Annotated in this window: 15 protein-coding genes and 1 tRNA gene; 8 read left to right on the top strand and 8 right to left on the bottom strand. The window is 35.9% G+C overall.

Annotation, left to right across the window (positions count from 1 at the left end; translation table 11 throughout):
- The first annotated feature begins 856 nt into the window (after nt 1-856).
- The 7 genes from QHG54_RS01160 (at nt 857) to mazG (ending at nt 9026) form a co-directional block, all read left to right on the top strand.
- The gene (locus tag QHG54_RS01160) at nt 857-3190 is read left to right on the top strand and encodes an NADP-dependent malic enzyme (protein ID WP_317993333.1); all 2334 of its coding nucleotides are present in this window, start codon (nt 857-859) and stop codon (nt 3188-3190) included.
- Between the two features lie 197 nt (nt 3191-3387).
- Complete coding sequence (locus QHG54_RS01155; protein WP_317993334.1) at nt 3388-3672, top strand: acyl carrier protein; 285 nt, start codon at nt 3388-3390, stop codon at nt 3670-3672.
- Nucleotides 3673-3681: 9 nt separating this feature from the next.
- Entirely contained in the window at nt 3682-4857 is a 1176-nt protein-coding gene (locus QHG54_RS01150) for a beta-ketoacyl-ACP synthase (protein ID WP_406604277.1), read from the top strand.
- A 14-nt stretch (nt 4858-4871) separates the two neighbouring features.
- Nucleotides 4872-6146 carry a beta-ketoacyl-ACP synthase gene (locus QHG54_RS01145; RefSeq protein ID WP_406604276.1) on the top strand — a complete coding sequence of 425 codons (1275 nt, stop codon included), beginning with the start codon at nt 4872-4874 and terminating at the stop codon, nt 6144-6146.
- A gap of 62 nt (nt 6147-6208) precedes the next feature.
- A complete protein-coding gene (locus tag QHG54_RS01140; protein ID WP_317993337.1) occupies nt 6209-7237 on the top strand; it encodes a zinc-binding dehydrogenase in 1029 nt (342 codons plus the stop codon).
- Between the two features lie 6 nt (nt 7238-7243).
- Entirely contained in the window at nt 7244-8173 is a 930-nt protein-coding gene (locus QHG54_RS01135) for a lipid A biosynthesis lauroyl acyltransferase (RefSeq protein ID WP_317993338.1), read from the top strand.
- A gap of 31 nt (nt 8174-8204) precedes the next feature.
- Entirely contained in the window at nt 8205-9026 is an 822-nt protein-coding gene (gene mazG / locus QHG54_RS01130) for a nucleoside triphosphate pyrophosphohydrolase (protein WP_317993339.1), read from the top strand.
- Between the two features lie 76 nt (nt 9027-9102).
- Here mazG and QHG54_RS01125 read toward each other — a convergent pair whose 3' ends face one another.
- Nucleotides 9103-9480, bottom strand: a complete 378-nt coding sequence (locus tag QHG54_RS01125) for an iron-sulfur cluster assembly accessory protein (protein WP_317994050.1) — start codon at nt 9478-9480, stop codon at nt 9103-9105.
- A 501-nt stretch (nt 9481-9981) separates the two neighbouring features.
- On the opposite strand from QHG54_RS01125, the gene QHG54_RS01120 reads away from it, so the two are divergent.
- Nucleotides 9982-10058: transfer RNA gene (locus QHG54_RS01120), tRNA-Pro, on the top strand.
- Nucleotides 10059-10783: 725 nt separating this feature from the next.
- On the opposite strand, the gene QHG54_RS01115 is transcribed toward QHG54_RS01120, so the two are convergent.
- The 7 genes from QHG54_RS01115 to QHG54_RS01085 all read right to left on the bottom strand — a co-directional run bounded on the left by QHG54_RS01115 (nt 10784) and on the right by QHG54_RS01085 (nt 16455).
- Complete coding sequence (locus tag QHG54_RS01115) at nt 10784-10969, bottom strand: POTRA domain-containing protein (RefSeq protein WP_406604275.1); 186 nt, start codon at nt 10967-10969, stop codon at nt 10784-10786.
- Between the two features lie 376 nt (nt 10970-11345).
- The gene (locus QHG54_RS01110) at nt 11346-11585 is read right to left on the bottom strand and encodes a hypothetical protein (RefSeq protein ID WP_406604274.1); all 240 of its coding nucleotides are present in this window, start codon (nt 11583-11585) and stop codon (nt 11346-11348) included.
- Nucleotides 11586-12238: 653 nt separating this feature from the next.
- Complete coding sequence (locus QHG54_RS01105; RefSeq protein WP_317993341.1) at nt 12239-12544, bottom strand: hypothetical protein; 306 nt, start codon at nt 12542-12544, stop codon at nt 12239-12241.
- Between the two features lie 558 nt (nt 12545-13102).
- On the bottom strand, nt 13103-13657 hold the full coding sequence (locus QHG54_RS01100) for a biotin transporter BioY (RefSeq protein ID WP_317993342.1): 555 nt from the start codon (nt 13655-13657) through the stop codon (nt 13103-13105).
- Nucleotides 13658-13693: 36 nt separating this feature from the next.
- Nucleotides 13694-14314, bottom strand: coding sequence for an energy-coupling factor transporter transmembrane protein EcfT (locus QHG54_RS01095; protein WP_317993343.1), 621 nt, complete (start codon nt 14312-14314; stop codon nt 13694-13696).
- Nucleotides 14311-14991: an ATP-binding cassette domain-containing protein gene (locus tag QHG54_RS01090; protein ID WP_317993344.1), complete on the bottom strand. Its 681-nt coding sequence runs from the start codon at nt 14989-14991 to the stop codon at nt 14311-14313. Before QHG54_RS01090 ends, QHG54_RS01095 begins: the two co-directional genes overlap by 4 nt.
- Nucleotides 14992-15024: 33 nt before the next feature.
- Complete coding sequence (locus tag QHG54_RS01085; RefSeq protein WP_396335804.1) at nt 15025-16455, bottom strand: amino acid permease; 1431 nt, start codon at nt 16453-16455, stop codon at nt 15025-15027.
- Nucleotides 16456-17557 lie beyond the last annotated feature (1102 nt).

The following is a 17557-nucleotide window of genomic DNA, read 5'->3' as shown; positions in this document are numbered from 1 at the left end:
CTAGAAGTGTTGCGTTGTGTGTCAAAAGTTAAGTGGATGGTTTAATTAGTTTTTTTCTGATATTTGAAGCAATACCCCTCTTAAAATAACATGATCAATCACCAAGCAGCACACCACTCCAATAGAATGAGCATTATTCCCCCTCCTTCCATCGCCCCCCTTCTCTACTTCACTTCTCGTATACAGACTTATAAAAAGCTAAGCAGATTTTCTAGCTAAACCTTCGTTTATTGAAACGCACATATTAGACTCTATAATTACCCAGCTTATTTTATCAGTGCCGAATTTCGTTTTGTTAGCGTATCTTACAAAACTGAATACAGATCCAACTAAAAAGAAGTTACTTTTACCTTTGTTCAATAATAAATAATGTGACTTCCATTATTCAGCTTGCCAGTCTTTTCTAAAAAGTATACGAACAGTTTAAAATTCGCAAATATCAGTTTATAAATCCTATGCTCACTTATAAAATAGTAAATAAGACATATAGTTATGAAGATCATGTTTAATTAATAATCAACCCTTCTTTGTTCTTCTCATATCCTTTCTCGCGAGCATTGCAAAAAAAATAACTGCTTGGTAATGTAATGGTCAGTGGATATTTTATCTGTTTTTTTTTGCAAACTGATTAACTTCTGCGAATTTTTGCTAACGAAAGAAAAATAATAGTGCCAATGTCAATAAATTTATTAACTAGCGCAAGCGAAAAAAAACATCGAACTCATTTAATGATCCAGAGGCATTTGCTTATGCCTGTGCATTTTTCTATTCAGAGAAGTTAGGATCTCCGTGGGCAAAACCTTATCGTAAATGAAAACACTATAATAAATTCTATACTAACTTGGATATCGCAAAAATGTCTACAGAAGAAAAGAGTAATTTCAGTTCACCAAAAACTGAACTTGACAGTGCAGCACTTTTTTATCACCAACATCCAAAGCCTGGAAAATTAGAAATTCAAGCGACAACACCTCTCGATAATCAACGTGATCTAGCTCTTGCTTATTCTCCGGGTGTTGCTGCCCCATGTCTTGCAATTCATAAAGATCCAAATCTTGCCGCCCAATATACTTCCCGTTCTAATTTAGTCGCCGTTATATCAAATGGAACTGCTGTTCTTGGATTAGGAAATATTGGTCCACTTGCTTCCAAACCAGTTATGGAAGGAAAAGCCGTTTTATTCAAAAAATTTGCCAATATTGATGTTTTTGATATTGAAATTGATGCCCCCAATATTGAGCAAATGGTCACAACTGTATCTGCCTTAGAACCCACATTTGGTGGCATTAATCTTGAAGATATTAAAGCACCTGAATGTTTTGAAATTGAAGAAAAACTTCGCGCCAAAATGAATATTCCGGTTTTCCATGATGACCAACATGGAACTGCCATTATTGTTTCTGCAGCCGTATTAAATGCATTAAATCTTGCAGAAAAAAAGATTGAAAATGCAAAAATCGTTGTTTCGGGAGCAGGTGCTGCAGCTCTCGCTTGTATTAATCTTTTGGTCCGTCTTGGAGCGAAAGTTGAAAATATTTGGCTTAGCGACTTAGAAGGAGTTGTTTATGAAGGTCGCAAGACACTTATGGATCGTTGGAAAAGTAATTATGCACAAAAAACGAATGCACGAACTTTGTCTGAGATTATTGATAATGCAGATATTTTTCTAGGTGTCTCAGCGGGTGGTGTTTTAAAACCTGAATATCTGAAAAAAATGGCTCCACATCCATTAATTTTAGCGCTCGCTAATCCAACACCAGAAATTATGCCAGAAGAAGCACGCTCCATACGACCAGATGCAATGATCTGTACAGGGCGCTCTGATTACCCGAATCAGGTCAATAATGTTCTTTGTTTTCCTTATATCTTCCGCGGTGCTTTAGATGTGGGTGCCACCGCAATCAATGAAGAAATGAAAATAGCAGCGGTTTATGCCATTTCTGCTCTTGCCCGTGAGGAATCTTCAGATATTGCAGCACGTGCATACTCGAAAGCCCCCCCCAGTTTTGGACCAGACTATCTGATCCCCTCCCCCTTTGATCCACGCTTAATACTGCGCATAGCTCCTGCCGTTGCTAAAGCAGCAATGGAAACTGGTGTTGCAATTCGGCCGATTGAAGATATGGAAGCCTATCGTGATATCCTTAATCGATTTGTATTTCGTTCTGGCTTAACGATGAAACCTGTTTTTGCAGCAGTAAAAACAGCCAAACGTAAACGCGTAATTTATGCTAATGGTGAAGATGAACGCGTGCTTCGTGCAGCACAAATTGTTCTTGAAGAACAAACTGCAACACCACTCCTCATTGGCCGTCCACATGTCGTGGAAGCAAGATTAAAACGCTTCGGTCTAAGAATTCGTCCCGGTATAGATTTTGAACTTACAAATCCAGAAGATGATCCACGTTTTCGTGACTATGTTAACTTATTTCTTCGTTACACAGGAAGACGTGGTGTCTCACCCGAAGTTGCAAAAACAATCGTAAGAACATCAACAACAGCTATTGCTGCCCTTGCAGTGATGCGTGAAGAAGCTGATGCAATGATTTGCGGTTTAGAAGGGCGTTTTGAGCGTAATCTTGAATTGATTGAACAAATTATTGGGCTTGATCCCAACGTTAGTCATTTTTCTTGTGTTAGTTTGCTTATCTCTCAACGTCGCACTCTTTTTCTAACAGATACTTATGTCAATGAAGATCCTTCTGCAGAAGAAATAGCAGAAATGACGGTACTGGCAGCTCAAGAAATTGAAGCATTTGGGATAACACCAAAAGCGGCATTATTGTCACACTCAAACTTTGGCTCCAAAAACACAGAAAGTGCGCGTAAAATGCGCCGTGCAACTGAAATTCTTGCAAAATTATACCCAAACTTAGAAGCTGATGGGGAAATGCACGGTGATGCCGCACTTTCTAAAATTTTTCGTGATCGTGTTTTTCCAGATTCACGCCTAAAAGGTGAAGCTAATTTGCTTGTCTTTCCAACACTTGATGCAGCTAATATTACACTCAACATTGTAAAAAACCTCACCAATGCACTTCATGTCGGTCCTATTTTGATCGGAGCTTCACGTCCTGTACATATATTAACACCTTCAGTAACTTCGCGTGGGGTTGTCAATATGACAGCTCTTGCAGTACTTGCTGCAAATAGAAAAAAATTCCTTAATAAAACAAATGAAAACAAATGAACGCATAATAAAATTTGAAAGTTTTTTAAAAAACCTGAAATGTAGTATTTCATATACTGTAAACTCATTTTCTCTCTTGAAAAGACAGCTACTTTTGGGATTAAGCTTTTTTTTTAAGGAAAAAGGTCTAAAAGAATAGTATGAAGTGTACTTTGAATTTTTTACCAACCCTATAAATAAGAACAAGGAACTATACATTGTCCTCTACATTCGATAAAGTTGCCGACATTATAGCAGAAATCAGCGAAATTGATCGCAACATGATCACACCTGAAAGCCATACAATCGATGATTTAGGAATCGATAGTCTTGATTTTCTTGATATTGTTTTTGCTATTGATAAGGCTTTTGGAATTAAAATTCCGCTGGAACAATGGACTCAAGAAGTCAATGAAGGTACAGTTGCAACTGAAGAATATTTTGTTCTTAAAAACCTTTGTGCAAAAATTGATGAACTCGTTACCTTAAAACAAGCTGGTTAATTTTTTACCATGCATGATCAAGCAGTATTCATCACGGGTATAGGACTCATAAGCTCTCTGGGTGAAGGGGTTAATAATCATTGGGATTTATTAAACGATCCCACAGTCACACCAAACCTTGATTGTACAACTTTCTCTCCCTATACTGTTCATCGATTAGCCGAGGTTGACTGGAATTTGCAAATTCCAAAACGAAGTGATCAACGGCAAATGGGAACATGGCAACGTCTTGGTACCTATGCTGCCGGCCTTGCTCTTGATGATGCAGGTATGAAAAATAATGAACAATTAACTTCGACAATGGATATGATTGTTGCAGCAAGCGGAGGGGAACGTGATATTATTGTTGATACACAAATTCTCTCTAAAGCACGCACAGTAGCTGATCATGCTTCTATGTTAAATTCAGCTCTTTCATCCGAACTTCGTCCAACTTTATTTTTAGCACAACTTTCAAATCTCCTAGCTGGAAATATTTCAATTGTTCATAAAGTCACTGGATCTTCTCGTACCTTTATGGGAGAAGAAGGAAGTGGACTTGCTGCACTTCAAATTGCTGCGGCTCGTATTCGATCAGGACAGAGCACACATATATTGGTAGGAGGCTCCTATAATGCACAAAGCTATGATATGTTGTTGGCACATGAACTTGGAGGTCTCTTAACACGCAATGAATGGAAACCTGTATGGGATCGTAAAAATTGCCTTGGCGGTGGTGTCATAACGGGTTCTGGTGGTATCTTCCTAGTCCTTGAAAGCGGCGAACATGCAAGAAAACGTAATGCACGTGCTTATGCTGAAATTAGCCAAATTATCACAAATCAAATAAACAGAACAAAAATTCCACTTGAAAAATCAATTGCGACAATGTTGAAAACGATGGAAGCTAGATCTGCTTTGACTATTTCTGCTGCCTCAGGTTTTCATGAAGTGACACAAGCAGAACAAAGTGCTTTGGATGGTGCCAATATGTTTTACCGTGGTATTACAACATTATTTGGTTATATGCGAGAAGCGCAATGTCCTTTAGCACTTGCGCTTGCTGCACTTTCTGTTGAAAAAAAGCGCAGTTTTCCAGCATTAAGTAATCATGAAAAGCCTTTTTCTAAAGAAGTCTGTGAAGCTTTTGTTACGACCATTGGTATAAAAAGAGCTGAAGGTATAGTACGCCTAACTGCTGCTTGAGGAGGATTTCTATAGTGAAATACAATGATCATTTTGGGCGTCCACTTGTAGCAATAACTGGAGCAGGAGTTGTAACATCACTAGGACAAGGCAAACATGAAAATTGGCAAAAATTAACAAACGGCGTTAGCGGCATCCATAAGATAAACCGCTTTCCCGTTGAGGGATTAAATACATATATTGCTGGAACAGTTGATTTTCTTAATGAAAGTACGCTTGGCGCTTCAGCTCTCTCTGAAAAACTTGCTCATCTAGCAGCAGAAGAAGCTCTAGAACAAGCAGATCTTGATAAAACAAATTTTAATGGACCACTCTTTTTAGCGGCTCCTCCTGTTGAGCTTGAATGGAAAGCACGGTTTGCTCTTGATCAAGAGGAAGTATTCAATAGTGAACCTTCTTATGCGCGTCTTCTTGAAGTTTGCAGTCATAAAAAACATGAGATGCTGTTTGAAACTACACAATTTGGTGCAATTGCAGAAAAGCTTCAAGAAAGATTTGGAACAAAAGGACTTCCTGTGACACTCTCTACCGCCTGCGCGTCTGGTGCAACAGCAATTCAATTAGGTGTGGAATCTATTCGACGGGGAGAGACAAATCGTGCGCTTACGATTGCTACAGATGGTTCAGTCTCAGCAGAATCCCTTATCCGTTTTTCGTTATTATCTGCTCTCTCAACCCATAATGATCCTGCAGAAAAAGCAGCAAAACCATTTAGTCGTGACCGAGATGGTTTTGTTATGGCAGAAGGATCAGGTGCTCTTGTCCTTGAATCTCTTAAAAGTGCATTAGACCGGAATGCAACGATTTTAGGAATTTTGGCTGGCTGTGGAGAAACAGCAGATGATTTTCACCGCACGCGTTCAAAGCCCGATGCATCACCAGCGATTGCAGCAGTTCGCAAAGCCTTAGATGATGCCCAAATAACCATCAATGAAATTGACTATATTAATGCACATGGAACCTCAACACCAGAAAATGAAAAGATGGAATATCTTGCGTTATCAACAGTTTTCGGCAATATTTTAGAACATATTCCAGTCTCTTCTAATAAATCAATGATTGGCCACACTTTAACTGCTGCCGGCGCTATAGAAGCTGTTTTTTCGCTTTTAACAATTCAATCGGGAATAATTCCCCCTACAATCAATTACGATGATCCTGATCCATCTATCCCTTTAGACGTTGTTCCTAATTATAGCCGCAAAGCTCGTGTCAATGCAGTTTTGTCAAATTCATTTGGATTTGGTGGCCAAAATACGAGTCTTGTTATTACTGCATATAAAGGATAATCCTTTTATGATTAAACTTCGTAACACTTAATATGATAACATATATTTAAAGGGGGATGATAATGCGTGCACTGCAACTATTCGATGAGCGCCGACTTGAAATCACCAATATTGCCCCACCACCACCACCCAAACCCGATGAAGTAACAGTGCGTATAAAAGCTGTTGCTCTTAATCATATTGATGTATGGGGATGGCGTGGTATGGCTTTTGCTAAGAGAAAAATGCCGCTTATCATTGGTGCAGAAGCTTCTGGTGAGCTTACTCAACTAGGGAGTAGTGTTGAAAATTTACAACTTGGACAGATCGTTTCAATTTATGGTGCGCAAACCTGCGGAGTGTGCCAAGCTTGCTGTGATGGACGTGATAATCTTTGTAGTCAGGTAAAGGGCGTATACGGTTTTCATCTTGACGGATTCGCCTGTGAACTTGTTAATTTGCCAGCACGTCTATTGGTTCCAGCCCCTCTAGAGTGCGATGAACTGCAAGCAGCTGTCGCTCCAATTACTTTTGGCACTGTAGAGCATATGCTTTTCGATAATGCAAAACTACAAGAAGGAGAAACAATTCTGATACAAGCTGGTGGTTCTGGTATCGGCTCTGCAGCCATTCAACTTGCAAAACATAGAGGATGTACCGTTATTACTACCGTAGGATCAGACGACAAAATTGCAAAAGCACAATCTCTTGGAGCGGATCATGTTATTAATTACCGTAAAGATCGTTTTGAAGGTGTCGTCCGCAAATTAACCCAAAAAAAAGGTGTTGACGTTGTTTTTGAGCATGTAGGTGCCGATACTTGGAACGGTTCTCTGTTGTGTATGAAACGAGGAGCACGTTTGGTAACTTGTGGTTCTACTTCAGGTGTTTCAGCACCACTAAATCTCATGCAATTGTTTCAGCAACAACTCAAAATATTTGGTTCTTTTGGCTGTCGTATAGAAAACATGCAAAATGCTATGCAAAAAATGGCACAAGGAGTTGTACATCCTATCATTGATACAATTGTTAGATTTGATGAAATTGATACAGCTTTAAAACGAATGGAAAGCCGTGATGTTTTTGGTAAAATTATTCTCAAAATCAATTAAATTATAATGAAACTTTATATTAAAAAATTTGTTTATCGCATTAAAATTATAGCTAAAAAATCATTTGATTTTTTGTATGCACATCTGCTAACTGGTTCTTTGTTTATTCTAAAATATTTTCCCATCAACATGGGATTTTCTTTTTTTTCTTGGTTAGCAAAAACATTCGGTCCCCTTTTATCTCGCCATCAAATTGCACTTGCCAATCTTAGAGCAGCATATCCAGAAAAAACAGAACAAGAACTTCATACCATTGCAATAGAAATGTGGGAGAATATAGGACGCTTTGTAGCCGAGTATGTTTTTCTTGATAAAATTTTTGATTTTGATCCTCATGCAAACAAACCAGGTCTTATTGAGGTGAGAGGTGCTGAAATATTTGAGCGTTTAAAAAATGAAAAAAAACCGCATATTTTTTTCACAGCCCATACGGGAAATTTCGAACTTCTCCCTATATGCGCACAAAGTTTTGGTCTTAATGTTACGGTGCTCTTTAGACCACCCAATAACCCCTATATTGCAAAACGAGTCCTTAAAGCGCGGCAAACCTCTATGGGACACCTCGTTCCCTCCAAGGCCGGTGCAGCTTGGGCATTAGCAGCTAAATTAGCAGAAGGTGAAAATGTTGGCATGCTTGTTGATCAAAAATTTCGGCGCGGTATTGTGGGAACATTTTTTAACAGACCACTTAAAACCAATCCCTTAATTATAAAGCTTGCGCGCCAATATGATTGTGATATTTATCCAGCACGCTGTATTCGTCTCCCTAGAGGGCGCCATCGTTTAGAGTTGTATGAACGTGTAAATCTACCGCTTGACCAAAACAACGAGATCGATATAGCTGCTTCCACGCAGAAATTAAATGATATTGTTGAAACTTGGGTGCGTGAATATCCAGAGCAATGGATGTGGTTACATAGACGCTGGGATAGCTAATTATCCCTCTCATTGATATAAAGAGGCATAAGTGTTCGCGTCAAAAGATATTAATGACCTTATTGCAATTATTGCAGCATTACGAAATCGCAATAGCGGTTGTACTTGGAATATAAAACAAACATTTGAATCCATCATACCCTATACGCTCGAAGAAGTTTACGAAGTCATTGATGCTATTGAACGGAAAAACCGTATGGATCTTTGCAATGAACTCGGTGACCTTCTTTTACAAGTGGTCTACCATGCTACAATTGCACAAGAAGAAGGAAGTTTTACTTTTGAAGATGTTGTTTACGCAATTACCGCAAAAATGATTCGTCGCCATCCTCACGTTTTTGGAACTGCAGAGCAAAAAAAACGCGGTTTTATAGAGGAGGAATGGGAACGTATCAAAAAAACAGAACAGGCTGAACAAAAAAAATGTGACGAAGAAGTAAACATACCAACTGATTCCACAACAAGTATTCTTGCAAAAGTAAAACAAATCCAACCAGCAGAGCAAGAAGCGCTCGCTTTACAAAAAGCCGCTGCTAAAGTAAGTTTTGATTGGCATGAGAATCATAAAGTTTTGGCCAAAATCGAAGAAGAACTCAATGAACTTAAAGATGCAATAAAAGAGAGCAACCGCTCAGATATAGAAGAAGAATTTGGTGATCTTTATTTTACCCTTCTTAATCTCGCACGCCACTTGAATATTGACTCACAAAAAGCATTAAAAAAAGCAAATATAAAATTCCGCACTCGTTTCGCCTATATTGAAAAAAATCTATCTACTCAATCTAAAACACTAACTGATGCATCGTTAAATGAAATGGAAGCTCTTTGGAATAAGGCTAAAAATGAAAGATAAGAAAAGCATAAAAAACTATTATGCCCTAAAAAAATCAAGAAAATTCTTGGCTAACTAAATTGTAATCTCATTAAGATCAATTGGCTTCATAAGTTTCATTTAACTGATTTTGCGAAACAGGACGAAGTTCTACTGATTCACCACACCCACATGCTGAAACTTGATTCGGATTTTTAAATACAAAACCGGAACGAAGTGTTGTCACTTCATAATCCACTTGTGTTCCTAGTAAAAATAACACTGCATCGCGTGCTATAAAAACACGGGCTCCGTTAACTTCAACAATATCTGTATTGGGAATTTCTTCTTTTACAAGAGTAATTGTATATTCCATCCCTGCGCAACCGCCTTTCTTGATACCAATAAGAACACCACACGCATCTTTTGTATCCATAATCGCTTTAACACGCTCCACCGCGGCTTCCGTCAAATTTATCACCGAAAAACGACCCATCATTTACTCTTTTCTTGTTAAAGAAACACTTTGAAAGTGTCTCATCTACGATATTTTAATTATTTGGTATATGAGAAACAAAACAACAAGATATAAATTGAAATGTTTTGATCTTTTCTTACTGGGATACAAAGCTCATATACAACGATTTAGATTTGTGATTGTGCAATCCAGAATTTCTATTTTACTATTTTTGTCGTTCATGTGAAATGCCTCTTCTACAAAAATCAAAACTGGAGAAAAAGCCCTTCAATGCCACACACCTGCTACTCGACTTGTAAAAGTGTTCACTTTTTGGAAAAATTCCCAACGAATAAACGAAAACATTAAAAGAATACCACTTGCTTCTCGTGCTTTTTAGGTACAAGGAAATATTAAAGTGCAAAATTTTGTTTTTATTCTCATAAACTCTTTTTTAATAGCCAAGAGCACTTTAAATTTTATTCTGCTTATTTTTCTCTTGCCTTTAAAGAAACAGTCGTTTAGTCGTTTTGCACGGTTCGGAGCGTAGCGCAGCCTGGTAGCGCACTTGACTGGGGGTCAAGGGGTCGTGGGTTCAAATCCCGCCGCTCCGACCATCTTTTCAAAACAATATATCAGAAAATAAAGAATGTGCCTGTTTTTGAATGTAACTTATCATCAGTTTTTGTACCAATTTATTGTTTTCAAAGGGCTTTAAAGGGATTCTCAAAGGATATTTAAAAGTCCCTTTTAATGAATTTTTTTCTTTTCTGCTAAAAATCGCAATTTGAGATGATGAGCTGCTTAGCAGGTGTCGCATTATTTGAGAAGCAGCATGTATAAGATGTGGTACCCTCTTTTAGAGTAAATTGACTGAAAATTTTTTATATTCTAGGCACATCATTAAGTGAGAGAAGAAATGTTTAAGCAATTCGCTCAAATTGACCGAATTTCTCTTCAACATGCAATTGTGTAATGTTTGCACTATTGCTGATTTGAGGAATTGGGTAAACATTACCCTATTGCTGTACTCACGCCATTGGATCAACTTGATCCTATTGCTCCTTTGAAGAATTGGGGGAAATTGCCCCTATTCCTCACCACAAAAGCAAAGTACAAATTTTATACTTTGATCTCAGGGAACATCATCACCGATCAAAGGGACAACTTAATCCTTTGATTTTCCATTCCCTTCAGACTCAATCTCACTTTGATCTGAAAAGGCATCATTGCTCCAAAACACTGTGATTCATCGCTGGATGAATTTATCCTTATTATTATAAGCAAAAGCCGGAGAACCATTATAATAAATATCTGAAAGCTTCCCCTCAACAACAAGAAGCTACAGCTCCTTGCTTCTCTTGATATCCTGATCCGGAATATAAAAACGCGCTGTCACATAACCTCTATCCAAATAGACCTTGGTTAATTGTTTGATTAATGTCTGGATATCAGCAAGACTTATACATTTACCAGCATAAGAACCGGTAACAGTTGCGATAAGACACTCATATATGATGTACCCCATCAACAAAAGCTTAATTTCAAAGCAATGATCGCCTCCAAGCAGGGCACCTTGCTTCCCATCAGAAGGATATTCAGTTTCTCGAGAGGTTAAAGAACGTAAATTCTCCAGCTTCTGTAACCTTTGCTGCTCAGAGTGTTGGCAAAAAAAGCATCTGCTGGTGAGTGTGAATATAAAAGTGCTGGTGATTGTGGATAAACTGTAGAGGCGTTAAAAAAAACAAGCAACAAAATGACGGCTAGAAAAATCCTGAAGAACAAATCATGGCCAAACAATATAACAAACATTACAAAATTCCCCCGCATTTTATTACTCATGAAGCGTTGTTAAAAAATTGCTTCATCAAGTTTAGTGATAAAATTCCCACTCAAAATTGTCATTATTGTATTAAGATTTTTAACAAGAGTGCATGTTTTGCATTCAAATGCACTTGTAAAGAGCACCCTATTTTCTTCCACTTGTGAAACGCTTTGATCGCCATATCCATGTCATTAACACTGTAATCAAAACCGTCAGGAAAGCAGACATTCAATGCAAAAATTCCCATCAAGAAAAAAGTAGATTTGCTTTCTACCTTCTCTGCCATAATGAATGGAGTAGCTATAGAAAGTACTGCCATACACTCTCATTGCTATTTGTCTCTATGAATTTCGCATTACGCTTCTATCTTGCATATTTTTATTAAGACTTTGGTAAGACAAGGATACGCCCCTACAATTATTTTTTTAAAACCTTCTTCTCTATTGGCACTTATTTTAATCCATTTTGCAAAAAACATTGCTCATCGATTAACTACAAAAAAACTTCAATATGCCTCTACTCCGCGTAAATAATAACTCCCCCCCCTCTGAAAGAGAGATAAAAAACACTAATCTTTCTTTTTAAGCCAGTGACAAAACATCTTGCGTGACGTTTAAAATATCAATCCTCAAAATAACTAAATTTAAAAAATTGATTTTTTAAAGATTATGAAAACAGTTTATTCAACAAATCGTAGCACAGATAAAATAAAAATAAGTAATAATTTTAATATAATTATGTATCAATATCTTAAATATTAACAAGCTCACATAAAAATACTTAATAAGTGTAAATCATTATTTAATGCACAAGATATTAAATTATCAACATATAAATTTATTGCATATACACCATGCCTTCAACTTTTTATCCTTGATAATATCCCCCCCTCTTAGCAAGAAAACTCGGATATTCTCTAAAGCGTATTTCTTATGCTTTACGCTAAAGAATACTATAACATACTCTTTTACCTTACCTAAATATGGAAAATATGGAAGCGTATAAATATCGCCATAAATTTGCGTATACAAGCCCTACTTTTTCAAAAAACGATTTTACATTTTTCCAAAATACAACATGATTTTCTGAGTGAGCAAGCACAATAACTTTATTCAATAAAGGACTAACCTGTTCATTAGCAAACAAATCTGCCCCAGAAATATTAAGAGAAATAATAAAAGGTGTCTCTCTTTGAAGAAAAGAGCGATCTGATGCTTTCACACCAGAAGAAAGAAATAAAATAACAGCAAATACAGAAAAAAAATATCTTAAATTCATTGTTTTACTTCGTATAAGTTAGCTTATTAAATAAGACAAAATGGATTTAATATAATTATTATTATGTATAATAATATATTATAAATGACATAATTGCAATAACAATCATAAAAATGTTTTTATAATCTTTAATTATATCTATTAAAATAGAATACATATTATATTCTATGCACTAACAGATAAAATTCTCATTCCTATATATTAAATAAATAATATAACAGGAGTTATTACATTTAATTCATTATTAAAAAAATCATAAGAATTTTTTATATACTTATATAAGTAATACTATTATAAACTATTTGCTTTCAAAATGTCATCTGAATTTTCAATGATATTTTTGTTCTTTTAATATCTCTTAATAATAAGAGATATGAATTTTACAGTACTTTTTTTTTGAGATGATTACTTAGATAACATAGAATAAGCCTCTTTTATCGTACATATTTGCTCTCATTAAAATGCAAACAAATGAGATAAAGAACTTGATCATATTATCATTTTTCTCTTTTTTATCTTTAAGTGTATCATGAGATAAATCCCTATTTAAAGCAAAAACTACCCTTTCTTTGGCACAATGAGAGGAACAGATTTTTTAACTGTAAGTGCTACAAAGGATGCAATCAGCACTTTCAAAAAATCACCAATCAAAAAGCCTAATGAACTTATTAAAGCTGTTAACAAAGGAACCTGAGTAATATAAGCCATCCATGGTATTCCAAACAGGAAAACAATCCCAACTCCACCTACAGCATTTATCACAAACAATGTAATAAAATTTAACCGCCGCCAAAACAATTCAACCATAAAGCCAATAAAAAATGCAGCAACTGGATAACCAATCATATAGCCACCTCCAGCTCCTAAAAAAACGCTAATACCTCCACGCCCACCAGCTAATAGAGGCAATCCAATAGCAACAAGTATAAGAAAAAGAACCGAAGCCAAAGCCCCCCTTTTTGCTCCAAGTATAGATCCTGCTAACATCGGTCCCATAGACTGAGCTGTAATAGGAAGCCCAAGAAAAATAGGAAGGAAAATAGGGGGAAAAAGACCCAAAACTGCATAAATAGCCGCAAATAAAGCAACGTAGGTTAGATCTTTTGTATTCATTAAATTATTCCTTTACCATAAATATATTTATAAACATTAAACTTTATCATCAGTATCACAATCACAGTCATAAGAACGTGCATCTAAGGCTTCAGCTACATCTGAAGCCATCTTGATAGTTCGTATAATAAGGGGCATTGTAAGAGCCAAAATGTTGGTATCAAATCCACGTGCCTGCTGCGCTTCACGCACCTCATTGAACTTTTCACTAACAACTGGAATAAATCTGATTGCCAGAGATAAAGCCATACTCAATTTTGATGGATTTATACCCAAAAACCGAAATGGTCGAAGCCCTCTTTCAACCGAATTCACCATATCCGAAACTTTGGTTGTTAAAGAAACAAGTGACGCTAAAAAAATAAGAGCAATAAAGCGTAATATGACCTCAAAGCCCGTAAGCCAACTCTTAAAAAAAACTTGAAAAACAAATATAAGTACTAAAAATAGACTCATCGATTTAAGCTGTTTTACAACATTGTTAAAAGGAACCTTAGCAATTCCATATAAAAAAGCTACAAACAATAAAAACAATGAGAGCATAGTTACAGATGAAACCATAAAGATAACAGTTCCACATAAAGCAAGAAACATCAGCTTAACCTCTGGTCTAAGCCGATGGATAAATGTATCTTTGGGAAGATATAAACCGATCACGACATTCTTCTTATATATTCTTTGATGGCAACAAAAGGTATATCATCAACAATTATTTCCCCTTTATCAAAAACTATCACTCTATCAAAATTTCTGAGAAATTCCAAATCATGTGATACCACAATCGCCGTTTGTGACAATTCTTCTATAACTTGTGTAACACGACGTTTATTTCGTAAATCAAGTAATGTTGTCGGTTCATCAAAAATAATATAATCGGGTTTCATCGCTACCACACCTGAAATGGCAACCAATTGTTTTTGCCCGCCACTTAATAAATGAACCGCATGATTTCTGAAAGTTTGGAGATCGTAGCGCTGTAGGATCTCATCTACACGCTCCTTAATTTCATCTTTGCTAAGTTTTAAATTTTTGAGACCAAATGATAAATCTTCTTCGACTAATGGCAAAACAATTTGGTTATCAGGATTTTGAAAAACAAATCCTATTTTACGCTTTACTGCTTTTGTCTCACGCTTTGTATCAAGACCATCAACGCTCACAAAACCATTTGATGGTAACTGTAGCCCACTGATAAGACGAACGAATGTACTTTTTCCAGAACCATTCGCACCAATAACTGCAATTCGTCTTTCAGTAAGCTCTACAGAGATATTTCTTAACACACACAAATCACCAAAAATTTGTGTGACCTTATCAAATTTTATGATTCCCAAGATCTCTTCCAATCATTCCCTTTTACCCCAATGCTATCTCTTAAGCTTATAGCTTAAAAGCAAAAGCAAACACCATAGAGGAATGATAATAACCGCCAAACTCATATCAGGCATCTGCGCAGGAATATATGATTCAATAAAAGTCGTCCTTATTCCTATCATATCGAAAATTTGAGCCATTAACCCATTTTCCCCAAAACCACTTATAAACATAATACAAAATAATAAAGCGAGAAAAAAGAGACAAAGATAGTTGGCATAAGGATACAAACCAAACGCATAAACAAACGATTTTTTTCTGTCCTTATGTGCTCTTCGAAACTTTAAATGAACAATAACAATAATAGTCCAAGTAATAACCGCTGCTGCAGTCGCAAGAGCCATAATCCGCATAAAACTATTATCGGGAACAAGAACATTAACAACAACAATTATTGCAGTACATAATGATGAAAAAAGGATAGCAATATAAGGAACACGGGCAGCATTAAGTTTACCAAAAACACGCGGTGCATTTTTTTGTATTGCTAAACTATAAAGCATACGACCATTGGAATAAATACCACTATTGTAGACCGAAATAGCAGCCATAATCACCACAAAATTCAAAATATGTCCAGCTGCAGGAATTCCTATAGTTTTAAAAATAGTAACGAACGGACTGCCCTCTTTTTCAATCATATCCCACGGACTTATCATCATAATAACGCTGATAGAACCAATATAAAAAATGATAATTCTCCACATCACTTTACGAATAGCCATTGGAATTGTTTTTTGTGGATTTGAGATCTCTCCAGCCGCAATACCAATAAGCTCTGTTCCACCAAAAGAAAACATCACCACAGAAGTAGCTAATACAACCCCTAATGCACCGTAAGGAAAAAAACCTCCATGATCCCAAAGATGGTGAATACTCGCTTGATTATCATTTATTCCAGTGAGAATGAGAAAAATTCCAAAAACAATCATACCAACAACAGCAGCCACTTTAATTAAAGCCAAGCCAAATTCAAATTCTGCGTAAAAACGAACATTAAACAAATTGATCAGTGTAACCAATACAAGAACAATGAAAGATGACTTCCAATGATCCATCAAAACCCAATGATCAAGGTAAAATCCAATAACTGTAAGTTCCGTCATACTGACAAGAATATAAAGAAACCAATAATTCCAACCTGTTATGAAGCCAGCTTTGTCCCCCCAATATTTATAAGCAAAGAAGCTAAAAGCACCAGAAGTTGGCTCTTCTACTGACATCTCACCAAGCATTCGCATAATAAAATAGATAATAAGTCCCCCAGCAAGATAAGCTAAAATAGTTGAAGGGCCAGCTAATTGTATAGATTCCATTGATCCATAAAAAAGACCGGTTCCAATAACACCTCCTAAAGCAATCATTTGAACATGGCGATTTTTAAGACCACGTTCCAATTCATTGTACTTTTCTTCAAACATCATCCCTCATTTCCTGCTGAGTTAAACTTAAATTTTTATCAAGAAAAACACCCATAATTTTTATGTAATTTTTTCCAAAAAAAAATCATAAAACAAACGTAAACATATCTTTCTTGCCACAATGTGCAACGACTTGTTTTTCTGTGCGTTACATAAATGTTGAGTTGAACAAATATTGCATTAAAATAACAGGAAGAAATATGCTTCGCCCTTTATTTAAATTAATGGCTTTCATTTCTTTTACGTTGATGATTATAACATTAGTCATGGACGTCACCCACTCTGTGAGCACATCACATTGGACAACAACACCCCCCAGTAAAATGCTAGCAAATCTCCGACAAACAGATATCTATGAACTCAATCAATCTATACATCATATTAGATCCCCGCTTTTACAATCAATTTGCACCACTCTCATTTCTTTACCAATATGGTCTATTTTAGGTACTTTAGCAATCACATTTTGTATTTTTAGCTATGAAAAACAAAAGCCTTTTTATAAAATCTTCCATAAAAAAGAAAAGTACGTTTGATATTTAAGAAAATTTCTAAAATCCATTGGCCATACATAACCGACATTCTTTAAAGAAATTTATCCTATTGATAGAACAAAATAAGATTAGCATTTCTTACTGAATTGCAATTTTTTTGAGGATAATGGTTTTCATAAAATTTTACAAAAGCTAACTTTTACAGCTATCAGGATATATTTAAAAAAAACTCACGCTGCAAACAATCGCAATTGTCATAAAAAGTATTCTCCACCACTATTGGAGTCTACTACTGCTCATCATATCTTAAAAAAAATCCAAGATATATTACTGAAAAAACTTAAAAAAATTCAAAAGCACCAAATATTCTTATTGATAAAAAGATGATAAAAAATAGTTTTAAAGAAATTTCGTTCTTCTATACCTGAAAATCGCCTTTTAAAGATATAAATTTTTAGATATTTCATCCAAATTTTTTCGTTGATCATTTACCATGCAAGAGAACGCCTCAATGAACTTTTTCTTGATACGCACGCTTCATTTCTAGTCTTATCAACCGATGTTATCTGACATAGTTTTTCTTACCTCCATTCCTATAAGAACAAAAAGTG

Origin of the sequence: Bartonella gliris, assembly GCF_045277155.1 — a bacterium.
Taxonomy (GTDB): domain Bacteria; phylum Pseudomonadota; class Alphaproteobacteria; order Rhizobiales; family Rhizobiaceae; genus Bartonella; species Bartonella gliris.
The sequence above is the reverse complement of the archived record's forward strand: the minus strand, read 5'-3'. Positions and strand labels throughout refer to the sequence as shown.

Bases quoted from the DNA above. Each gene is read 5' to 3' on its own strand.
- QHG54_RS01160 (WP_317993333.1), top strand. From the start codon at position 857: ATGTCTACAGAAGAAAAGAGTAATTTCAGTTCACCAAAAACTGAACTT.
- QHG54_RS01150 (WP_406604277.1), top strand. From the start codon at position 3,682: ATGCATGATCAAGCAGTATTCATCACGGGTATAGGACTCATAAGCTCT.
- QHG54_RS01140 (WP_317993337.1), top strand. From the start codon at position 6,209: ATGCGTGCACTGCAACTATTCGATGAGCGCCGACTTGAAATCACCAAT.
- QHG54_RS01135 (WP_317993338.1), top strand. From the start codon at position 7,244: ATGAAACTTTATATTAAAAAATTTGTTTATCGCATTAAAATTATAGCT.
- QHG54_RS01125 (WP_317994050.1), bottom strand. From the start codon at position 9,480: ATGGGTCGTTTTTCGGTGATAAATTTGACGGAAGCCGCGGTGGAGCGT.
- QHG54_RS01115 (WP_406604275.1), bottom strand. From the start codon at position 10,969: ATGGGGTACATCATATATGAGTGTCTTATCGCAACTGTTACCGGTTCT.
- QHG54_RS01110 (WP_406604274.1), bottom strand. From the start codon at position 11,585: ATGGCAGTACTTTCTATAGCTACTCCATTCATTATGGCAGAGAAGGTA.
- QHG54_RS01105 (WP_317993341.1), bottom strand. From the start codon at position 12,544: ATGAATTTAAGATATTTTTTTTCTGTATTTGCTGTTATTTTATTTCTT.
- QHG54_RS01100 (WP_317993342.1), bottom strand. From the start codon at position 13,657: ATGAATACAAAAGATCTAACCTACGTTGCTTTATTTGCGGCTATTTAT.
- QHG54_RS01085 (WP_396335804.1), bottom strand. From the start codon at position 16,455: ATGATGTTTGAAGAAAAGTACAATGAATTGGAACGTGGTCTTAAAAAT.